The organism is Streptomyces sp. NPDC028907 (genome assembly GCF_055564995.1).
Map to the genome: position 1 here is coordinate 110,474 of NZ_JBVHVE010000007.1, position 18,418 is coordinate 128,891.

The window sequence follows — 18,418 nt, forward strand, 5'->3', positions numbered from 1 at the left end:
CTCACGCCGATTCGCGGGTCTGCTCGGGTTGCGGCGCGGCCGCCACGACCCGGGCGGACCGCGTCCGGGACCGCGACACGGCGACCCCGGCCAGACACAGCGCCCCGCCCGCCAGAGTCAGCAGCCCCGGCACCTCGCCCAGCGCCAGCCAGGACATCAGCACGACCAGCGCGGGCACCGCGTACGTGGTCGCGCCCATGCTGCTGGCGGTCGTACGGGCGAGGGCGTACGCCCAGGTGGTGAAGGCCAGCGCCAGCGAGAAGACGCCCAGATAGACCAGGTTGAGGGTCGCGGAGAGGGAGGCGTCGGCCGCGTCGCCGATCAGCTGCCCGGCGAAGGGCAGACACAGGACCGCCCCGACCAGGCACCCGTACGTCGTCACCTGGAGCGCGCTCGCGTGACCGAGGGCCGGCTTCTGCGCCACGACACCGCCCGCGTATCCGATCGCGGCGAGCAGACACAGCACCACCCCGAGCACCGAGGACCCGCCCCCGCCCGACATCGACAGTCCCACGGTCACCGCACCGGCGAAGGACACCGCCATCCCCGCCAGCAGCCGCGGCGGCATCGGATCGCCGAGCACCCGGGCGGCCAGCAGCGCGATGAGGATGGGCCCGATGTTCACGACCAGTGCCGCCGTACCGGCGTCCACCTGTTGCTCGCCCCAGTTCAGCACCACGCTGTAGAACCCGAACCACAGCAGCCCCGATATCGCGATCCCGGGCCAGGCCGCCCGGGGCGGCGGCCCTTCCCCCCGGACGAGACAGATGACCCCGAGCACCAGGGCCCCGACGAGCAGCCGTCCCAGGGCGAGGGCGCCCGGCGAGTACTCGTCGCCCGCGCTGCGGATGGAGACGAAGGCGGAGGCCAGAGGACGACGGTGACGGTGGCCGCGCCCGCTGCGAGGAGTTCGGTGCGGCGGGTGGGGTGGGCAGGGGGGACGTTCATCATGCTCCAGAGGCTAGGTACGGACGGGTTCGGAGGCTCGCGGATTTCGGACGGGGCGTTCGCCCCCGTCGGGGCGCTCAGCGCAACGTCGCTGACTCGATGCCCAAGAGTTCAGCCAGTGCCTGCTCACCCGCGGCCGTCACCTTCACCGCCCGCTCCGACCCGATCCGCACGCACCACCCCGTGTCGAGGGCATGCCGGCACAGCGCCGCGCCCGCGACACCCGCAAGGTGGGGGCGCCGCTCGGTCCAGTCCAGGCAGGCGCGGGCCAGCGGGCGTCGGCCCTTGCGGTTCAGGGCGATACCGGTCGCGTCGAACCACCGCAGTCCCGCGTCCGTCAGCGCGAACCCCGTGTCCTGCCGCAGCAGCCCGCGCGAGGTCAGCGCGTCCGTGACCGCGATGCCGAGCCGCCCGGCGAGATGGTCGTAGCAGGTGCGGCCGCGGGCCATCGCCGACCCGGCGCTGGACTCCCGCAGGTTGCGCGGCCGTGCGGCGGCGCTCGGCGACACCTGCGCGGCGAGGTCCTCCACCAGCTGGGCGACGCGCGCGTCGGCCAGCCGGACGTACCGGTGCCGTCCCTGCCGCTCCTCGGTGAGCAGCCCGCCCGCGACGAGCTTGCCCAGATGCTCGCTCAGCGTGGACGCGGCGACCCCGGCGTGCCGCGCCAGTTCACCGGCGGTCCAGGCCCGCCCGTCGAGCAGCGCCAGCAGACAGGCCGCCCGGGTCTCGTCGGCGATGAGCGCGGCGAGGCGGGCGAGATGCGGTGCCTGGGGGTCCTTGGTGGCCATGCGGTCCAGGATGGGGCACGGACACTTCGGTGGGTGCCGAAGGGTGCTACGCGGTGCGCCTGACCTGCTCGTACTGCTGCGCGAGGCCGTCCAGCAGCGCCGTCAGCCCCGTCTCGAAGGCCCGCTCGTCGATTTTCTCCTGCTGCTCGGCGAGGAGGTGGGCCTGCCCGAGGTGGGGGTAGTCGGCCGGGTCGTAGGCGCTCGCGTCGTCCACGAAGCCTCCGGCGAACGAGCCCAGCGCCGAACCCATGATGAAGTACCGCATCAGCGCGCCGATGGAGGTGGCCTGAGCCGGTGGCCAGCCCGCCTCGACCATCGCGCCGTAGACGGCGTCGGCGAGCCGCAGTCCGGCCGGGCGGCGGCCGGGGCCGCGGGCCAGGACCGGGACGATGTTCGGGTGGTCGCGCAGGGCGGCCCGGTAGGAGACGGCCCAGTCGTGCAGCGCGGTCCGCCAGTCCCTGCCGTCCTCGAACATCGACAGGTCGACCTGCGCGCTGACCGAGTCGGCGACCGCCTCCAGGATCTCGTCCTTGGTGCGGAAGTGGTTGTAGAGGGACGGTCCGCTCACGCCCAGTTCGGCCGCGAGCAGACGCGTGGAGAGGGCCGCGAGCCCCTCCGCGTCCACCAGTGCGCGTGCCGTGTCGACGATCCGTTCGGTGCTGAGCAAGGGCTTGCGCGGTCGGGCCATGGCGCACATAGTAGGGCTGCATCCAGAAACTAGCAGTGCTAATTTAAATGTGCAGCTTTCAAGGTCCGCTATCTGTGGGGTGACTCGGCATGAACCTGGAGCTCAGCGAGGAGCAGACCGCGGCCCGGCAGCTCGCCCGGGACTTCGTGGACCGCGAGATCGCCCCGCACGTCGTCGCCTGGGACCGTGCCGAGGAGGTCGACCGCTCGATCGTCAAGAAGCTCGGCGAGGTCGGATTCCTGGGCCTGACGATCGACGAGGAGTACGGCGGCTCGGGCGGCGACCACCTCGCGTACTGCCTGGTCACGGAGGAACTGGGCCGCGGGGACTCGTCCGTGCGCGGCATCGTGTCGGTCTCCCTCGGCCTGGTCGCCAAGACCGTCGCCGCCTGGGGGAGCGAGGAGCAGAGGCGGCGCTGGCTGCCCGGCCTCACCGCGGGCGAACTGGTCGGCTGCTTCGGCCTCACCGAGCCGGGCACCGGCTCCGACGCGGGCAACCTCGCCACGCGAGCCGTGCGCGACGGCGACGACTACGTCATCAACGGCACCAAGATGTTCATCACGAACGGCACCTGGGCCGACGTGGTCCTGCTCTTCGCCCGCTCCACGGACGCGCCCGGCCACAAGGGCGTGACCGCCTTCCTCGTCCCCGCCGACACCCCCGGCCTGACCCGCCGCACCATCCACGGCAAGCTCGGCCTGCGCGGCCAGGCCACCGCCGAGCTGGTGCTCCAGGACGTACGCGTGCCCGCCTCGGCCCTGCTGGGGGAGGAAGGCAAGGGCTTCTCCGTCGCGATGTCGGCCCTGGCCAAGGGGCGGATGTCGGTCGCCGCCGGATGCGTCGGCATAGCCCAGGCCGCCCTGGACGCGGCCGTCCGGTACGCCGGTGAGCGTGAACAGTTCGGCAAGCCCATCGCCCAGCACCAGCTGGTCCAGGAGCTGATCAGCGACATCGCCGTCGACGTGGACGCCGCCCGGCTGCTGACCTGGCGGGTCGCCGACCTGATCGACCGCGGGCTGCCCTTCGCCGTCGAGTCCTCCAAGGCCAAGCTGTTCGCCTCGGAGGCCGCCGTCCGCGCCGCCAACAACGCCCTCCAGGTCTTCGGCGGTTACGGCTACATCGACGAGTACCCGGCGGGCAAACTGCTCCGCGACGCCCGCGTGATGACGCTCTACGAGGGCACGAGCCAGATCCAGAAACTGGTCATCGGCCGGGCGTTGACAGGGGTTTCGGCGTTCTGAGGGCGCTTCTGAGTACCGGATGAGTACTTCAGCGGATGTGTCCGGGGCCACAGCCGTCGAGCCTGTTCCCCATGAGTGACACACCGGTCAAGCAGCAGAGCACGGCCGCCTTCTACGGCCAGTCCGTCGCGTCCTTCGCGGTCGCCATGGCCGCCACCGGCATCGGCATCTACCAGCTGAACGCCAACGCCTGGGTGCGCGGCTTCCTGGCCATCGCGGTTCTCTACCTGGTGACCTCGGCGTTCACGCTCGCCAAGGTCATCCGGGACCGCCAGGAGGCCGGGCAGATAGTCAGCCGGGTCGACCAGGCGCGGCTGGAGAAGCTGCTGGCCGAGCACGACCCCTACGAGAAGATCTGAGCCGTGAGGGCTCGCGGCCGGTGGCCGAGGCGGGCCCGTGCGTGCCCGTCCGCGCGCCGCGCTCACTAAGCGCTCGCTCAGTATCGGCGGTATGGTGGGGGCTCTGTCAGCGAGAGGGGCGAGTGAGCGATGAGTACGGCGGAGGAGACGGCCGGCGGCGAGACGTCGGCGTGGGGTGAGGTCACGCCCGACGCGGCCCGGCGGCTGCTGATCGCCGCCGTGGAGGCCTTCGCCGAGCGCGGCTACCACGCCACCACGACCCGTGACATCGCCGGGCGCGCCGGCATGAGCCCGGCCGCGCTCTACATCCACTACAAGACCAAGGAAGAACTGCTCCACCGGATCAGCAGGATCGGCCACGAGAAGGCCCTGGAGATCCTGCGGTCGGCGGCCCGGCGCGAGGGCAGCCCCGCCGAGCGGCTCTCCGACGCCGTGAGCTCCTTCGTGCGCTGGCACGCCGGGGGTCGTACCACCGCGCGGGTCGTGCAGTACGAACTGGACTCCCTCGGCCCGGACGCCCGCGCCGAGATCCTCGCGTTGCGCCGGCAGTGCGACGCGGAGGTGCGCGGGATCATCGAGGACGGGGTGGCGGCCGGCGACTTCGACGTCCTGGACGTGAAGGGCACGACCCTCGCCGTGCTGTCGCTGTGCATCGACGTGGCCCGCTGGTTCAACGTCGACGGCCCCTGGACGCCCGACGAGGTCGGCGCGCTGTACGCCGACCTCGTGCTGCGGATGGTGGGGGCCGAGTAGACCCCGCCGGGGCGGCGGGGTCGGCCTACAGGTAGTACCGCGAGACGGACTCGGCGACGCACACGGGCTTGTCCCCGCCCTCGCGCTCCACGGTGAACGCGACGGCGACCTGGACGCCGCCCGTCACGTCCTCGACGCCGGTGATGGTCGCGGTGGCGCGCAGGCGGGACCCGACGGGCACGGGGGCGGGGAAACGCACCTTGTTCGTCCCGTAGTTGACGCCCATCTTCACGTTCTCGACCTTGATGAGCTGAGGCCCGAAGAGCGGAAGCAGCGACAGGGTGAGGTAGCCGTGGGCGATGGTGGTCCCGAAGGGGCCCGCCGCGGCCTTCTCGGGGTCCACGTGGATCCACTGGTGGTCGCCGGTGGCCTCCGCGAACAGGTCGATCCGCTTCTGGTCGACCTCCAGCCAGTCCGTGTACCCCAGTTGCTCGCCCACCGCCGCCTTCAGGTCGTCGGCGGAGGTGAAGATCCTCGGCTCTGCCATGTCCAGGCCTCTCGCGTCGCGTGTTCCAGAGTGCTATGCCTAAGCAACTGCTTAGCATGCTAGCGGCCGCGGTCCCTGTCAATGCGCCGGGGCGGTGACACGGTAGGTAGGTTTGAGGGCGTGCCCCAGATCCCCGAGAAGATCCACGAGCTCACGGTCGGCCAGCTCTCCGCCCGGAGCGGCGCCGCGGTCTCCGCCCTGCACTTCTACGAGTCCAAGGGCCTGATAAGCAGCCGTCGCACCTCCGGCAACCAGCGCCGATACACCCGTGACACCCTGCGCCGGGTCGCCTTCGTCCGGGCCGCCCAACGCGTCGGCATCCCCTTGGCGACGATCCGTGACGCCCTCGCCGAACTCCCCGAGGAGCGCACACCCACGCATGACGACTGGGCGCGGCTGTCGGAGGCATGGCGTTCGGAGCTGGACGAGCGCATCAAGCAGCTGAACCGTCTGCGCGACCACCTGACCGACTGCATCGGCTGCGGGTGCCTGTCGCTGGACACGTGCGTGCTGTCCAACCCGGACGATGTGTTCGGCGAGCGGCTTACGGGGTCGCGGCTGATGGTGGAGCAAGGGGGAGGGCGTGGGCGTAAGGGTGAGGGCTGTGGTTGAGGGTGGTGGGTGGCTGGTCGCGCAGTTCCCCGCGCCCCTGGGTGGATGGCAGCGCCGGCACACCGCCGGCACGGGTGAGCGACGCCGCACCCGTGCCGTGCCGGCGCTCACTCGTACTCGGTCCCACCCTTCCGCGTCAGATACGCAGGGCTGACCGCCTTCGCGATGGCCCGGCCGCCGGTCACCGGGCTGTACCGCTCGGAGGCCGGACGTATCACCACGCCCTCCCGCAGGTGCAGCTCCCGTCCCGAGACCGTCTCCCGGCCCGTGGCCACCTCCAGCACCCGTTCGATGTCGTACGGGCCCTCGAACAGCCGCGGCACCATGGGCAGTTCGCCGTCCAGAACCTCCGCCGCGTCCAGCCACCGCACCCGGCCGTCGATCTCCGCGGACACGTCGAACACGGCGTACCCCAAGGTCTCCCGTCGGCCGTCGGCCCCGTACGTCAGGTCCTGCACCCCCGCGCCGTACACCTCGCCGAAGACGCCCACCCGGCGCGCCCCCAGCCGCTCGGCCACCCGAGCCGCGGCCGCGGCGACACCGTGTCCGCGCACCGCCCGCCAGTACAGGTTCCGCGCCTCCTCCTTCAACGCCAGCGACTTCGCGCCGAAGCCCTTGGAGGAGACGTACACCCGGTCCTCGTCGGCGGCGTACGTCAGCAGGCACGCCGACCCGTGCAGCTTCTCGGTCAGCACCACGGGCTCGCCCGCCGTGAAGATGTCCGGGTACCGCTGGATGTTCTCGATGTCGACCCAGGGCAGCAGATCCGGCGCCGACTCCACCTCACCGGACATCGTGGGCGGGATCGGCGGCACCCACTTGGTGACGCCGAGCCGTTCGGCGAAGTCGGCGCCCTCCGCGGCCGCCCGCGCCAGATCGACGTCGGCCAGCGCCTTCGGCCGGCACACGATGCCCTGCGACAGCTCGCCGCGCAGCCGGACCGCCTTGACCCGGTCGGCCTTGCTGCCCGCCAGCCGCCCGGTCAGCCCCAGCTCCTCGATCAGCTCGGCCGGCAGCACGGCCTGCTCGGGGATGTACACGGCGGCCTCACCGGTGCGGTACGCGCCCTTGGCGACGACGGCCCGGTACAGGCCCACCTGGGCCAGCTCCAGCGCGTCGGCGTTGGGATGTTCGTGGACGGTCAGCACTTCGGCGGTGACGCGCAGCGTCGACATGAGGGCTCCTCGGTGTTCCTCAGGTGGGTTTCATCGCCCCCAACTGTCCGTATGGGAAAGGGCTGGATCGAACGGTTTAGCGGCTGCTATCGTCGCGATCTTCGGCCGACGGCCCGCTGTCGCGCACGGAGTCCTGACGGGACGAACTCCCATGTCCTCCGCCCCTCTTCCCTCGCTCGACGCCGCCCTCGCGGACATCGACACGGTCTTCAACGGCTTCGCCAGCCCCACGGAGATCGGCTGTGAGCGGTGCTTTCACCCCGAGGAGACGGCATATCTGCGCACGCCGTACACGCGCGTGCCGGCCGAACTGCTCCGCCGGTTCGTCTACAAGGTCCCCACCCACTTCGAGGACCATCCCGCCGTGATGCGGCGACTGCTGCCGCAGACGGCGCGGGCGATGGCGGACGGGAGCCTGGACGTGGCGTGGTGGGGGCATGGGCTGGCGCGCGTGGACTGGCGTTCCTGGCCGGCCCGCCAGGCCGATGCCGTCCAGGTCTTTCTGGCGGCCTGGTGGCGGGATGCGCTGGCGACCCCCGAGCCCCCGCATCCGATCACGGACATCTTCGCGTCCTGCTCCACGATCGCCGGGACCGTGACCCCCTTCCTCGCCGACTGGATCCGGCACCCTGTCGCCGACGCACACCTCGTGTCCTGCGCACGCTGGTGGCTCCCCGATCTCCTCGCCGATGACGCGCCGGTCAGCGACTGGTCCGACGAGAGCAAGGAGGCGGCCACCGCGGAGCTGTCGTCCTGGTTCGCCCGCGAGGCCCCGGCCCGCCTCCGCGCCCAGGGCGAGCCCGGCCTCGCGACGGAGGCCGAACTCCTCGCCCTGCCCTACGACGACCGCTGGGCCCACCCGTACTGGTACCGGCCCTCGGCCACCAACTGAGCGTTGGACCCGGCCCGTTCCCCGTCCGGCAGGACCAGCGTGTCCTCCAGCCCGATCCGCGTCGCCAGCCCCAACCGCCCCGCCAGCCGCAGCACCGGCCACGCCCCGCCGTCCTCCCCGTGCAGCAGCACCGGGCGGCTGAACGCCGGGCCCAGGTCGGCGAGCAGTGCGCTGGCGGTCGCCTCGGCTGTCTCGGCCGACGGGTCGGTCACCTCGGCCAGTACGCGCAGTACCCTCGGCCCAAGCGGCGAGGCGGCGAACCGCGCCGCGCCGTCCGTGCCGGACCAGATGCCGGCCTCGACGGCCACGCCCCGCTCGATCAGGGCCGCGGCCACGTCCTCGGCGCCTTCCTCATGCCAGTTGACCGAGGCGTGGTCCGGCAGGACGGTCCAGCTTCGGATGCGGGTCACCCGGGCCGCCGGATCCGGTTCCGCCCAGGCGCCCGTGGTCACCCCTACCGGCACCGACACCACCCGGTCCCGTATCGCCTCCAGCGTCGGCGCGAGCACGCGCGGGGACAGGCTGTCCCGTCCGCAGGGAGTCTTGGCGTGGACATGGATGTCGGTGGCTCCGGCCGCGACCGCCTCGGCCGCGGAGTCGGCCAGCGCCTCGGGCGAGAGCGGCACCACGGCGCCGTCGCCGGGCCCCCGAGTCCCGTTCAGACATACCTGGATCATGCCTCGATGATGTCAGCGGGCACGGACAACGGGGACAGCGCGACGCCGACAGGAGGGGGTGCGGCATCCCCTGCGCACCCCCGTCTTACTAGGCGGACATGAGCAGTCGCCGTTCGCGCCGGGACGCCGACAGCGCTTCCGGCGTGAGAACCGGACGCGGTACGACGATCCCGCACTCCGTGCAGACCGGGCCCGACGACGGTTCATGGGCCAGGTCGTACTTGTAGATCAGCCGGTCCCCGCCGCACACCGGGCACTCGCAGCCCGGGTCCCGCTCCAGCGCGGAGATCAGCCGGCGCAGCACCTCGGCCAGCGGTTCGTTCGGGTGGACCCGGGGGTTGTCGCACCAGGCGACTCCGAAACCGCCCCAGGTCAGCCGGTGCCAGTCGTCCACACTGCCCGGCCTGCGCAGTCCGTCGTGCTTTTCCTTCTTGCGCCGCTCGGCGAACTCGACCTCATAGGCCAGCCAGACCGAACGCGCCTCCTCCAGCTCGTCCAACGCGGCCACGAGCCGCGCAGGATCGGGGGAGCGGTCCTCGGGACCGAACCCTGCCCGGGAGCACAAGTGGTCCCAGGTCGCCCTGTGCCCGTAAGGAGCGAACCGCTCAAGGCACTTACGCAGCGAGTAGCGCCGTAGCGCCAGATCGCACCGCGGATCGCGCACCTGTCTCGCCAGACTCCGGAAACCGGCCATCGCCCTGCACCTCCGTCACACCTGCACCTGTACTTCGGTCACTTCGGCGTCGCCGCACGGACTTCGCGCGACGTTGACGAATAGACGTATCGACATGCGATTCGGCTCCATCCGATTTCCGTTGACCTCCACAGCGAGCCCTGGCGACTCCCAAACGTGACGCATGTTCATCTTCAATCCCGGGGATACCGCCGGTAACATCCCGGCTCACCCTCGTCGGTAGGAGCGGCCATGCCACGGCGTACCCCACACATCGCCCTCGTCGGACTGAGAACTCCCGGCAGATTCACCGGGTTCCTGAAGACCGCATCCATATGCGTTCTGATTGCCGGTCTTTTGTCGCCGCTTTCCCCGGCGGTCGGCGCGCCCCCGGCCGCGGCGGCCGAGGCGACAGCCGTCACCGACCACTGCGGGAACCAGTGCTCCGACATCCTTCCGCCTGGTCAGAACGGCAATGCCACCCTTGCCCAGATCCTCCTCAACCAGGCCTTCGGCAGCATGCCCGAACACGCCTCGGACCAGCTCGGGCCCTACGCCAACCTGGCCAAGGGCTACTCCGGCCTCACCAACGCGACGATCAACAACTTCTTCAACGACGCCTCGTTCGGCGTTCCCCCCGATCAAGTCGCCTCCACCGTCAATCCGGCCGGGCGCGGCGACGTGACGATCGTCCGTGACAAGAAGACAGGTGTGCCGCACATCACCGGAACCACCAGATACGGCACCGAGTTCGGCGCCGGCTATGCGGCCGCCCAGGACCGGCTGTGGCTCATGGACGTCTTCCGGCACGTCGGACGCGGACAGCTCACCTCCTTCGCCGGCGGCGCGCCCTCCAACCAGGGCCTGGAGCAGCAGTTCTGGCGCCATGCGCCCTACACCGAAGCCGATCTCCAGGCCCAGATCGACAACGCCGTGGCCACCAACGGCGAACGCGGCCGGTTGGCCCTCGCCGACGCCAAGGCCTACCTCGACGGCATCAACGCCTACATCGACGCCTCCGACAGCGGCCGCTACTTCCCCGGCGAGTACGTCCTGACCGGCCACAAGGACTCCGTCACCAACGCCGGCACCATCGAGCACTTCAAGATCACAGACCTGGTCGCGCTGGGCTCCGTCATCGGCGCCCTGTTCGGCTCCGGAGGCGGCGGCGAGGTGAACAACGCGATCTCCCTGCTGGCCGCCCAGGAGAAGTACGGCGTCGCCGAGGGCACCAAGCTGTGGGAGTCGTTCCGCGAGCGCAACGACCCCGAGGCCGTCGTCACCGTCCACGACAAGAGCTTCCCGTACGCCACCAAGCCCGCCGACCCGCAGGGCGAGGCCCTGCCCGACGCCGGCTCGGTGACCGAGGAACAGCTCGTGTACGACCGTACGGGCAGCGCCGCCGGATCGGCCGCGAGCACCGCGTCGACCACGGCGGCCAAGACGGCCATGACCTCCGCCAAGCGCGGCATGTCCAACGCTCTCGTGGTGGGCGGCGAGCACACCGCCAGCGGTCACCCGGTCGCCGTCTTCGGCCCGCAGACCGGCTACTTCGCCCCCCAGCTCCTCCTGCTCCAGGAGATCCAGGGCCCGGGCATCAGCGCCCGCGGCGCCTCCTTCGCCGGCCTGAGCATGTACGTCGAGCTCGGCCGCGGCCAGGACTACTCGTGGAGCGCCACCACCTCCGGCCAGGACATCATCGACACCTACGCCGTCGAGTTGTGCCAGGACGACCACCACTACCTGTACCGCGGCACCTGCACCGCCATGGACAAGGTCGAGCAGAAGAACGCCTGGAAGCCGACGACCGCCGACAGCACTCCCGAGGGCTCGTACACGATGCGGGTCTGGCGTACGAAGTACGGCCCCGTCACACACCGCGCCACCGTCGGCGGCAAGAAGGTCGCCTACACCACCCTGCGCTCGTCCTATCTGCACGAGGCCGACTCGATCATCGGCTTCCAGATGCTGAACGACCCGGACTACGTCAAGGGCCCGGAGGACTTCCAGAAGGCGGTGCAGCACATCAACTACACCTTCAACTGGTTCTACGTGGACTCCGAGCACACCGCCTACTACAACAGCGGCGACAACCCGGTCCGGGCGACCGGCGTCGACGCGGAGTTCCCGGTCTGGGCGCAGTCGGCGTACGAATGGCGCGGCTGGGACCCGGTGACGAACACCGCCCAGTACACCCCGCCCTCGGCCCACCCCAACTCCATCGACCAGGACTACTACATCTCCTGGAACAACAAGCAGGCCAAGGACTACACCACCGCCCCCTGGGGCGACGGCTCCGTCCACCGCGGCAACCTGCTGGAGAACCGGGTGAGGAAACTGGTCGACGCGGGCGGCGTGACCCGCGCCGCGCTGGTGAAGGCGATGGCCGACGCGGGCCTGGCCGACCTGCGGGCCGAGGACGTCCTGCCGGATCTGCTCAAGGTCGTGGGCAGCTCCCCGGTGACCGACTCCACGGCCGCGGCCGCCGTGAGCAAGCTCCAGACGTGGCTGACGGCGGGCGGCAGGCGCACCGAGACGTCCGCCGGTTCGAAGAAGTACGCCGACGCCGACGCGATCCGCATCCTGGACGCGTGGTGGCCGCTGCTGGTGAAGGCCGAGTTCGAACCGGGTCTCGGGAGCGAGCTGTTCGGTGCGATGACGAACAACCTGCCCATCGACGAGTCCCCGTCGGCCGCACACGGCCCGACCGGCCCGCACGCCGGAAGCTCCTTCCAGTACGGCTGGTGGAGCTACGTCGACAAGGACATCAGGGCCGTACTCGGCGAGTCGGTCCAGGGCCCGCTGGACCGGAAGTACTGCGGCGGCGGCAGCCTCAGCGCCTGCCGGGACGTCCTGATCAGCACCCTGAAGGAGGCGGCCGGCAAGAGCGCGGCCCAGGTCTACCCGGGCGACGAACAGTGCTCGGCGGGCGACCAGTGGTGCGCCGACTCGATCGTCCAGCGCACGCTGGGCGGCATCAAGCACGGCAAGATCAGCTGGCAGAACCGCCCGACGTATCAGCAGGTCGTGGAGTTCACCTCGCACAGATGACGGACGTACGAGGCGACTTCTGAACGGCGGCGGGTCAGTGGATACGGCCCGCCGCCAGCACCACCCGCGCCAGCTCCCGGTGCACGATGTCGCTGTGCGCCCCGGCCGGCGGCCCGCCCCGCTTGACGACCGCCGACGCGTCGATGTTCACGCAGCCCGAGGTGGGCAGCTTCGCCCTCAGCGCGTCGGCCAGCTTCAACGACCGGGTCCCCGGCACCGCCTGCACCCCGTCGTGCCCCATCGCACCCCACTTGTCACCCAGCATCCGGCCGACGTCCAGGGCCGCGATCCCGCGCGCGTCCCCCGCCATCCGGGAAGCCAGCGGATACATGGTGGACAGGGCCGAGTCGTGCCGTGAGTAACAGCACACCAGCGGTCCGTCGACCCGGTTCTGCTGCCCCTCCAGCACCCCGCTCGCCCGTGTGTCGTGCGGCAGCCGGGACGCGAACGCGTAGTGCGAGAAGGCACCCTGGAGCAGGGTCACGGACTTCACCGTGCGCACGCCCTTCGGCAGCCCGCGCAGCGCGAACGACACCAGCCGGGCGCCGAAGCTGTGCCCGACGAGATGCACCCGCACCTCGCCCGTCCGCTCGGCCAACTGCCCGATCACCCGACCGAGACCCCGCTCACCGACCGTCCCCGCGCGCCGCTTCATGGCGTAGTACGTCGCCTGCCGCAGCAGCTCGTGCGCGCCCTCCCAGGGGTTCGGCAACGAGAACGACGCCGCGCCGTCCGGAGGCCCGTCCGGGGATGTCCCGTCCGGCGCTTCGAGTTGTGCCAGCGCCCGCGCGAACTCCTCGCACAGCGCGGCGGTCGAGCCGGAGAACATGTCCGGCGAGTCCTGCGGCACCCCCTCGCACAGCGTGTCCGCCGCGAACAGCGCCTGCGGCCCCGGCGGTACGACGTCCACCAGCATCCGCACCAGCCGCCCGAACTCCGCCAACTCCGCCTCCTCGCGCGGCTGCTGGTCGAGCAGCCGCGCGATCTGGTCGATCACGGTCGCCCGCCCGGGAAACGTGTCCAGCAGCGCGTGCCGCGTGTCCTTGTCGAGCACCGGCCGACGGGGCATCTCGGCCGCCACGGCCCGCGGGAAGTCCGGGATCGGCTCGTCGGAGAACCGCATCGACGGCCAGACCACTCCGACGTACCCGATCCTCGCCGCCGGAGCGAGCCGCGGGATCGGCGCGAAGAACCGGTCGTAGAGCCGCGTCGCCCCCGAGCGGTCGCTGTTCCAGCCGTGCGCGAAGACGATCAGATCACGGACGCCGTGCCGGGTCACCCCGGCCAGCAGCCGGTCCCGCCGTGCGGCGTCCGGGTCCCCGTCCGCGTCGAAGGTCAGCTCCCAGTAGGGAGTCACGCTCATTTCCGGTTCCGCCATGACAGGCCCCCTCGTCCCCCGAAAACGGTCCGATACGGGCGCATCGTCCTGCTGGCGGGCGGGATTGGCCATACGTCGTCACCCATCAGAGGCACTCGGTGAGGGCGCTCATTTGTACAGCAGGTACTCCTCGCGCATCCGCCGGAACGCCGCCAACTCCCGCTGCCAGCCCGCCACCACGTCGTCGGTGCCCGCGCCCGCGTCGATCATCGTGCGCACCCGGGTGGAGCCGGTGAGCTTGTCGATCCAGTTGTCGGGCCGCCAACCGAACCCGCTCCAGACCCTCTTGGCGGTCACGAGCAGGCCGATCCCGGTGCGGACGGGGTCGTACGCGGCACGATCGCGCACGTGGATCTGCACGCCGCCGATGGTCCTGCCCTGGAACTTCGAGAAGGTCGGCGCGAAGTACGCCTCCCTGAAGCGCACGCCGGGCAGGCCGAGTTCGTTCGCGGCCGCGGCCCAGCGGCCGTCGATGCCCTCGGCGCCCAGCAGCTCGAAGGGCCGGGTGGTGCCACGGCCCTCCGAGAGGTTCGTGCCCTCGAAGAGGCAGGTGCCCGAGTAGACGAGGGCGGTGTCCGGGGTCGGCATGTTGGGGCTCGGCGGCACCCACGGCAGGTCCGAGGCGTCGTAGAAGTCGGACCGGCGCCAGCCCGTCATCCGTACGGTCTCCAGCGGCACCGGCGCGGTGAGGAACTCCCCGTTGAACAGCCGCGCCAGCTCGGCGACCGTCATACCGTGCGCCTGCGAGATGGGCTCACGGCCGACGAAGGTGGCGAACTCCTTGTGCAGGACCGGGCCTCGGGCCGACCGTCCGGTCACCGGGTTCGGCCGGTCCAGCACGACGAAGCGCTTGCCGGCGAGTCGGGCGGCGTCCATGCAGTCGTAGAGGGTCCAGATGTAGGTGTAGAAGCGGGCGCCCACGTCCTGGATGTCGAAGACGATCGTGTCGACGCCGGAAGCGGTGAAGATGTCGGCGAGGGGCTGACCGCTCTTGAGATACGTGTCGTAGACCGGGAGGCCGGTCGCCGGGTCGTCGTAGCGTCCTTCCGAGCCGCCGGCCTGGGCGGTGCCCCGGAAGCCGTGTTCGGGGCCGAAGACGGCGATCAGGTCGACGCGGTCGTCGGCGTGCATGACGTCGACGATGTGGCGGACGTCTCTGGTGACGCCGGTGGGGTTGGTGACGATCCCGACGCGGTCCCCGCTCAGCTGGGTGTAGGCGTTCGCGGCGAGGTTCTCGAAGCCGGTGCACAGGTGCCTGCGGCGCTCAGTGGCGGCGGCGGAGGGGGCTGCGGAGAGGGTTGTTGCTGCCGTTGTCGCTGCGAGGAGAGCTCGTCTGGATAGGCGCATGAGGGGCACGGTATTGCTGCCGCAGGTTGTGGGGAAGGTGCCGGTACGTCGTGGCTTGTCGCGCCCCGCGGCGGGCCGCATATGTACACAGTCCCGCGCCTCTGGCGGCGATGCGGTCCCCCTTCCCAGTTACATACCGACCGGTTAGTCTGGCCATCTCCGCAGAGCCGTAGTCGAAGGAGCCGATGGTGGAAGCCGTTCAGGGTGCTGGAGTGGTCGTCACGGGGGCCGGGGGCGGTATCGGGGCGGCGCTTGCGCGTCGGTTCGCCGCCGAAGGGGCCCGGGTGGTCGTCAATGACCTGGACGGTGTGAAGGCGGCTGCCGTCGCCGACGAGATCGGTGGCATCGCCGTGCCCGGTGACGCCTCCTCGATCGTCTCCGAGGCCCGGGACGCGCTCGGCGGCACCGTCGACGTCTACTGTGCCAACGCCGGCGTCGCCTTCGGGTGCGCGGAGCCGGGGCAGGCGGTCGACGAGAAGTCCTGGTCGCTGTCCTGGGACGTCAACGTCATGGCACACGTGCGTGCGGCCAACGCGCTGCTCCCGGACTGGCTGGAGCGCGGCAGCGGGCGGTTCGTCTCCACCGTCTCGGCCGCCGGACTGCTCACCATGATCGGCGCCGCGCCCTACGCGGTCACCAAGCACGGCGCCTACGCCTTCGCCGAGTACCTGTCGCTGACGTACCGGCACCGTGGCGTGAAGGTCCACGCCATCTGTCCGCAGGGTGTGCGCACCGACATGCTGGACGCCACCGGCAGCGCGGGGGACCTGGTGCTGAAGCCCACCGCGGTCGCGCCGGAGGACGTCGCGGACGCGCTGTTCAAGGGCATGGCGGAGGACCGTTTCCTGATCCTGCCGCACCCCGAGGTCGCCGGGTTCTACGAGGCGCGGGCCGCCACGCCCGACCGCTGGCTGGCCGGTATGAACCACATCCAGCGGAAGTGGGAGGAGGCCCGATGACCGACGCCTCCGCCTCCCGGTACGCGGCCAAGCCCTGGCTGGCCCTGCTGTCCGACGCCCAGCGCGCCCCGATAGACCCGGCCCACACCCTCGTGCACGCCCTGCGCCGGGTGGTCGCCGAGACCCCGGACCGCACCTTCCTCGCCTACTTCGACGGCCGCCTGACCTACCGCGAGGCCGACGAGCTCAGCGACTCCGTCGCCGGGCACCTCGCCGCCCGCGGCCTGGAGCGCGGCGACCGGGTGGCGATCCTGCTCCAGAACTCCCCGCACTTCGTGCTCGCCCTGCTGGGCGCCTGGAAGGCGGGGGCGGTCGTCGTGCCCGTCAACCCGATGTACAAGTCGGGGGAGGTGGGCCATGTCCTGCGGGACGGTGAGGTGGCCGCGCTGATCTGCTCCGACCGGGCCTGGGAGTCGTATCTGCGCGAGACGGCGGCGGACTCGCCGGTGCGGATCACGCTCACCGGATGCGAGTTGGATTTCCAGACGCGCAACGACGCGCGCGTACTGTCCTTCGAACGGCTCGCGCAGGCCGACGACGCCGACGACCTGACGGCCGTCTCCCGCGCCGGCCACAAGGCGCCGCGGGGCCGTGACCTCGGGCCGTCCGACATCGCGCTGATCAGCTACACCTCGGGCACCAGCGGCACCCCCAAGGGCGCAACCAACACGCACGGCAACATCATGTACAACGCCGAGCGCCAGCGGACCGGTCTTGAACTGCCCGAGGCGCCCGTCTACTTCGCGCTCGCGCCCCTCTTCCACATCACCGGGATGGTCTGCCAGCTCGGCGCCTGCCTGGACAGCGCGGGCACGCTGGTACTGGCGTACCGCTTCGAGGCGGGTGTCGTGCTCGACGCCTTCGCCGAGCACGGCCCGCACTACACCGTCGGCCCGTCGACGGCCTTCATGGCGCTCGCCGCCCACCCGGCCGTCACCCGCGACCACTTCGCCTCCTTCCGGATGATCTCCTCCGGCGGCGCCCCGCTGCCGCCCGCCCTGGTGGAGAAGTTCCGGGCCGGCTTCGGTCCGTACATCCGCAACGGGTACGGCCTGACGGAGTGCACCGCCCCCTGTGCCTCCGTCCCGCCCGGCCTGGAGGCGCCCGTCGACCCGGTCTCCGGCACGCTGGCCGTCGGTCTGCCCGGTCCCGAGACGGTCGTCCGGATCGTCGACGACCAGGGCCATGAGGTCCCCTTCGGCGAACAGGGCGAGATCCTCGTCCGAGGCCCGCAGGTCGTCCCCGGTTACTGGCGGCGCCCCGACGCCACCGCCGAGACCTTCCCCGACGGCGAACTGCGCACCGGGGACATCGGCTTCATGGACGCCGAGGGCTGGCTGTACGTCGTCGACCGCAAGAAGGACATGATCAACGCGTCCGGCTTCAAGGTCTGGCCGCGCGAGGTCGAGGACGTGCTCTACACCCACCCGGCGGTGCGCGAGGCCGCCGTCGTCGGGGTGCCCGACGGGTACCGCGGGGAGACCGTCAAGGCGTACATCAGCCTCCGTCCGGGTGCGGAAACCGACCCCGGCGCACTCGCCGAGTACTGCAGGGAGAGACTGGCCGCCTACAAATATCCGCGTCAGGTGGAGATCCTGCCCGACCTGCCGAAGACGGCAAGTGGCAAGATCCTCCGACGGGAGCTCCGTTCCCGTGTGAACGAGGGTTAGACAGCAGCGGACATCTCGGAAGGGCAGGTGGCGGCACAGTGGCCAGGACGACGGACGGAGACGGTACGCCCGTCCCGCAGCGGCTGCTCGCCGCCGCCACCCGGCTCTTCGCCGAGCGTGGCTACGACCGCACCTCGGTGCAGGAGATCGTGGAGGCGGCCGGCGTCACCAAGGGGGCGCTGTACCACTACTTCGGTTCCAAGGACGACCTTCTGCATGAGGTGTACGCGCGCGTGCTGCGTGTTCAGCAGGAGCGGCTGGACGCCTTCGCGGACGCCGACGAGCCGATCGAGAAGCGGCTTCGGGGCGCGGCGGCGGACGTGGTCGTGACGACCATCGAGAACCTCGACGACGCGATGATCTTCTTCCGTTCGATGCATCACCTGAGCCCCGAGAAGAACAAACAAGTGCGGGCCGAGCGCCGGCGGTACCACGAACGCTTCCGCGCGCTGATCGAGGAGGGCCAGGAGGCGGGCGTCTTCTCCAAGGCGACCCCGGCCGACCTGGTGGTCGACTACCACTTCGGCTCCGTCCACCACCTGTCCACCTGGTACCGCCCGGACGGCCCCCTCACGCCCCAGCAGGTCGCCGACCACCTGGCCGACCTGCTGCTACGGGCTCTCCGCCCCTGAGCCGGGATCAGCGCCCCCGCCGCCCCTACCCGTCCCATACCTGGGGGCTGCCGCCCCCAGACCCCCGCTTCGGCCCTGCGGGCCTCGT

17 protein-coding genes and 1 pseudogene are annotated in these 18,418 nt (G+C 71.0%); 9 read left to right on the forward strand and 9 right to left on the reverse strand.

What is annotated here, in order from left to right; all coding sequences use genetic code 11:
* Position 1: 1 nt before the first annotated feature.
* The 3 genes and pseudogenes from ACZ4UU_RS22595 to ACZ4UU_RS22605 form a co-directional block, all read right to left on the reverse strand.
* A pseudogene (locus ACZ4UU_RS22595) lies at positions 2 to 948 on the reverse strand (DMT family transporter).
* Positions 949 to 1,025: 77 nt separating this feature from the next.
* Entirely contained in the window at positions 1,026 to 1,736 is a 711-nt protein-coding gene (locus ACZ4UU_RS22600) for an ArsR/SmtB family transcription factor (protein ID WP_471905193.1), read from the reverse strand.
* 46 nt (positions 1,737 to 1,782) lie between these two features.
* Positions 1,783 to 2,424 (reverse strand): TetR/AcrR family transcriptional regulator, encoded by a 642-nt coding sequence (locus tag ACZ4UU_RS22605; RefSeq protein WP_471905194.1) that lies wholly within the window; start codon positions 2,422 to 2,424, stop codon positions 1,783 to 1,785.
* An 89-nt stretch (positions 2,425 to 2,513) separates the two neighbouring features.
* On the opposite strand from ACZ4UU_RS22605, the gene ACZ4UU_RS22610 reads away from it, so the two are divergent.
* The 3 genes from ACZ4UU_RS22610 (at position 2,514) to ACZ4UU_RS22620 (ending at position 4,777) form a co-directional block, all read left to right on the forward strand.
* Positions 2,514 to 3,665 (forward strand): acyl-CoA dehydrogenase family protein, encoded by a 1,152-nt coding sequence (locus ACZ4UU_RS22610; protein ID WP_471905195.1) that lies wholly within the window; start codon positions 2,514 to 2,516, stop codon positions 3,663 to 3,665.
* Between the two features lie 71 nt (positions 3,666 to 3,736).
* Positions 3,737 to 4,024 (forward strand): YiaA/YiaB family inner membrane protein, encoded by a 288-nt coding sequence (locus ACZ4UU_RS22615; RefSeq protein ID WP_030054237.1) that lies wholly within the window; start codon positions 3,737 to 3,739, stop codon positions 4,022 to 4,024.
* A gap of 129 nt (positions 4,025 to 4,153) precedes the next feature.
* Positions 4,154 to 4,777 (forward strand): TetR/AcrR family transcriptional regulator, encoded by a 624-nt coding sequence (locus ACZ4UU_RS22620; protein WP_471905196.1) that lies wholly within the window; start codon positions 4,154 to 4,156, stop codon positions 4,775 to 4,777.
* A 25-nt stretch (positions 4,778 to 4,802) separates the two neighbouring features.
* On the opposite strand, the gene ACZ4UU_RS22625 is transcribed toward ACZ4UU_RS22620, so the two are convergent.
* Positions 4,803 to 5,264 (reverse strand): MaoC family dehydratase, encoded by a 462-nt coding sequence (locus tag ACZ4UU_RS22625; protein WP_048586061.1) that lies wholly within the window; start codon positions 5,262 to 5,264, stop codon positions 4,803 to 4,805.
* Between the two features lie 120 nt (positions 5,265 to 5,384).
* Here ACZ4UU_RS22625 and soxR point away from each other — a divergent pair, with 120 nt between their 5' ends.
* The gene (gene soxR / locus ACZ4UU_RS22630) at positions 5,385 to 5,876 is read left to right on the forward strand and encodes a redox-sensitive transcriptional activator SoxR (protein WP_471905197.1); all 492 of its coding nucleotides are present in this window, start codon (positions 5,385 to 5,387) and stop codon (positions 5,874 to 5,876) included.
* A gap of 107 nt (positions 5,877 to 5,983) precedes the next feature.
* Here soxR and ACZ4UU_RS22635 read toward each other — a convergent pair whose 3' ends face one another.
* On the reverse strand, positions 5,984 to 7,051 hold the full coding sequence (locus ACZ4UU_RS22635) for an RNA ligase (ATP) (RefSeq protein ID WP_471905198.1): 1,068 nt from the start codon (positions 7,049 to 7,051) through the stop codon (positions 5,984 to 5,986).
* 151 nt (positions 7,052 to 7,202) lie between these two features.
* Between ACZ4UU_RS22635 and ACZ4UU_RS22640 the strand changes: the two genes are divergently transcribed.
* Positions 7,203 to 7,943: a hypothetical protein gene (locus tag ACZ4UU_RS22640; RefSeq protein WP_471905199.1), complete on the forward strand. Its 741-nt coding sequence runs from the start codon at positions 7,203 to 7,205 to the stop codon at positions 7,941 to 7,943.
* Here the strand turns inward: ACZ4UU_RS22640 and ACZ4UU_RS22645 are convergent.
* On the reverse strand, positions 7,889 to 8,620 hold the full coding sequence (locus ACZ4UU_RS22645; RefSeq protein ID WP_471905200.1) for a 3-keto-5-aminohexanoate cleavage protein: 732 nt from the start codon (positions 8,618 to 8,620) through the stop codon (positions 7,889 to 7,891). The two genes, ACZ4UU_RS22640 and ACZ4UU_RS22645, sit on opposite strands and share 55 nt — an antisense overlap.
* A gap of 88 nt (positions 8,621 to 8,708) precedes the next feature.
* On the reverse strand, positions 8,709 to 9,314 hold the full coding sequence (locus ACZ4UU_RS22650) for a hypothetical protein (protein ID WP_471905201.1): 606 nt from the start codon (positions 9,312 to 9,314) through the stop codon (positions 8,709 to 8,711).
* Positions 9,315 to 9,545: 231 nt separating this feature from the next.
* Between ACZ4UU_RS22650 and ACZ4UU_RS22655 the strand changes: the two genes are divergently transcribed.
* Complete coding sequence (locus ACZ4UU_RS22655; protein ID WP_471905202.1) at positions 9,546 to 12,344, forward strand: penicillin acylase family protein; 2,799 nt, start codon at positions 9,546 to 9,548, stop codon at positions 12,342 to 12,344.
* A gap of 34 nt (positions 12,345 to 12,378) precedes the next feature.
* On the opposite strand, the gene ACZ4UU_RS22660 is transcribed toward ACZ4UU_RS22655, so the two are convergent.
* The gene (locus ACZ4UU_RS22660) at positions 12,379 to 13,722 is read right to left on the reverse strand and encodes a serine-threonine protein kinase (RefSeq protein ID WP_471905203.1); all 1,344 of its coding nucleotides are present in this window, start codon (positions 13,720 to 13,722) and stop codon (positions 12,379 to 12,381) included.
* A 108-nt stretch (positions 13,723 to 13,830) separates the two neighbouring features.
* Entirely contained in the window at positions 13,831 to 15,069 is a 1,239-nt protein-coding gene (locus ACZ4UU_RS22665; RefSeq protein WP_471905204.1) for an exo-beta-N-acetylmuramidase NamZ family protein, read from the reverse strand.
* Between the two features lie 185 nt (positions 15,070 to 15,254).
* Between ACZ4UU_RS22665 and ACZ4UU_RS22670 the strand changes: the two genes are divergently transcribed.
* Genes ACZ4UU_RS22670 through ACZ4UU_RS22680 form a run of 3 tightly spaced genes read left to right on the forward strand, consistent with a single transcriptional unit; the run spans position 15,255 to position 18,330 of the window.
* Positions 15,255 to 16,028 (forward strand): SDR family oxidoreductase, encoded by a 774-nt coding sequence (locus ACZ4UU_RS22670; protein ID WP_471905205.1) that lies wholly within the window; start codon positions 15,255 to 15,257, stop codon positions 16,026 to 16,028.
* On the forward strand, positions 16,025 to 17,698 hold the full coding sequence (locus tag ACZ4UU_RS22675; protein WP_471905206.1) for a class I adenylate-forming enzyme family protein: 1,674 nt from the start codon (positions 16,025 to 16,027) through the stop codon (positions 17,696 to 17,698). The genes ACZ4UU_RS22670 and ACZ4UU_RS22675 overlap by 4 nt, the downstream gene beginning before the upstream one ends.
* Positions 17,699 to 17,736: 38 nt before the next feature.
* Positions 17,737 to 18,330: a TetR/AcrR family transcriptional regulator gene (locus tag ACZ4UU_RS22680; protein ID WP_471905207.1), complete on the forward strand. Its 594-nt coding sequence runs from the start codon at positions 17,737 to 17,739 to the stop codon at positions 18,328 to 18,330.
* The last annotated feature ends 88 nt before the right edge of the window (positions 18,331 to 18,418 follow it).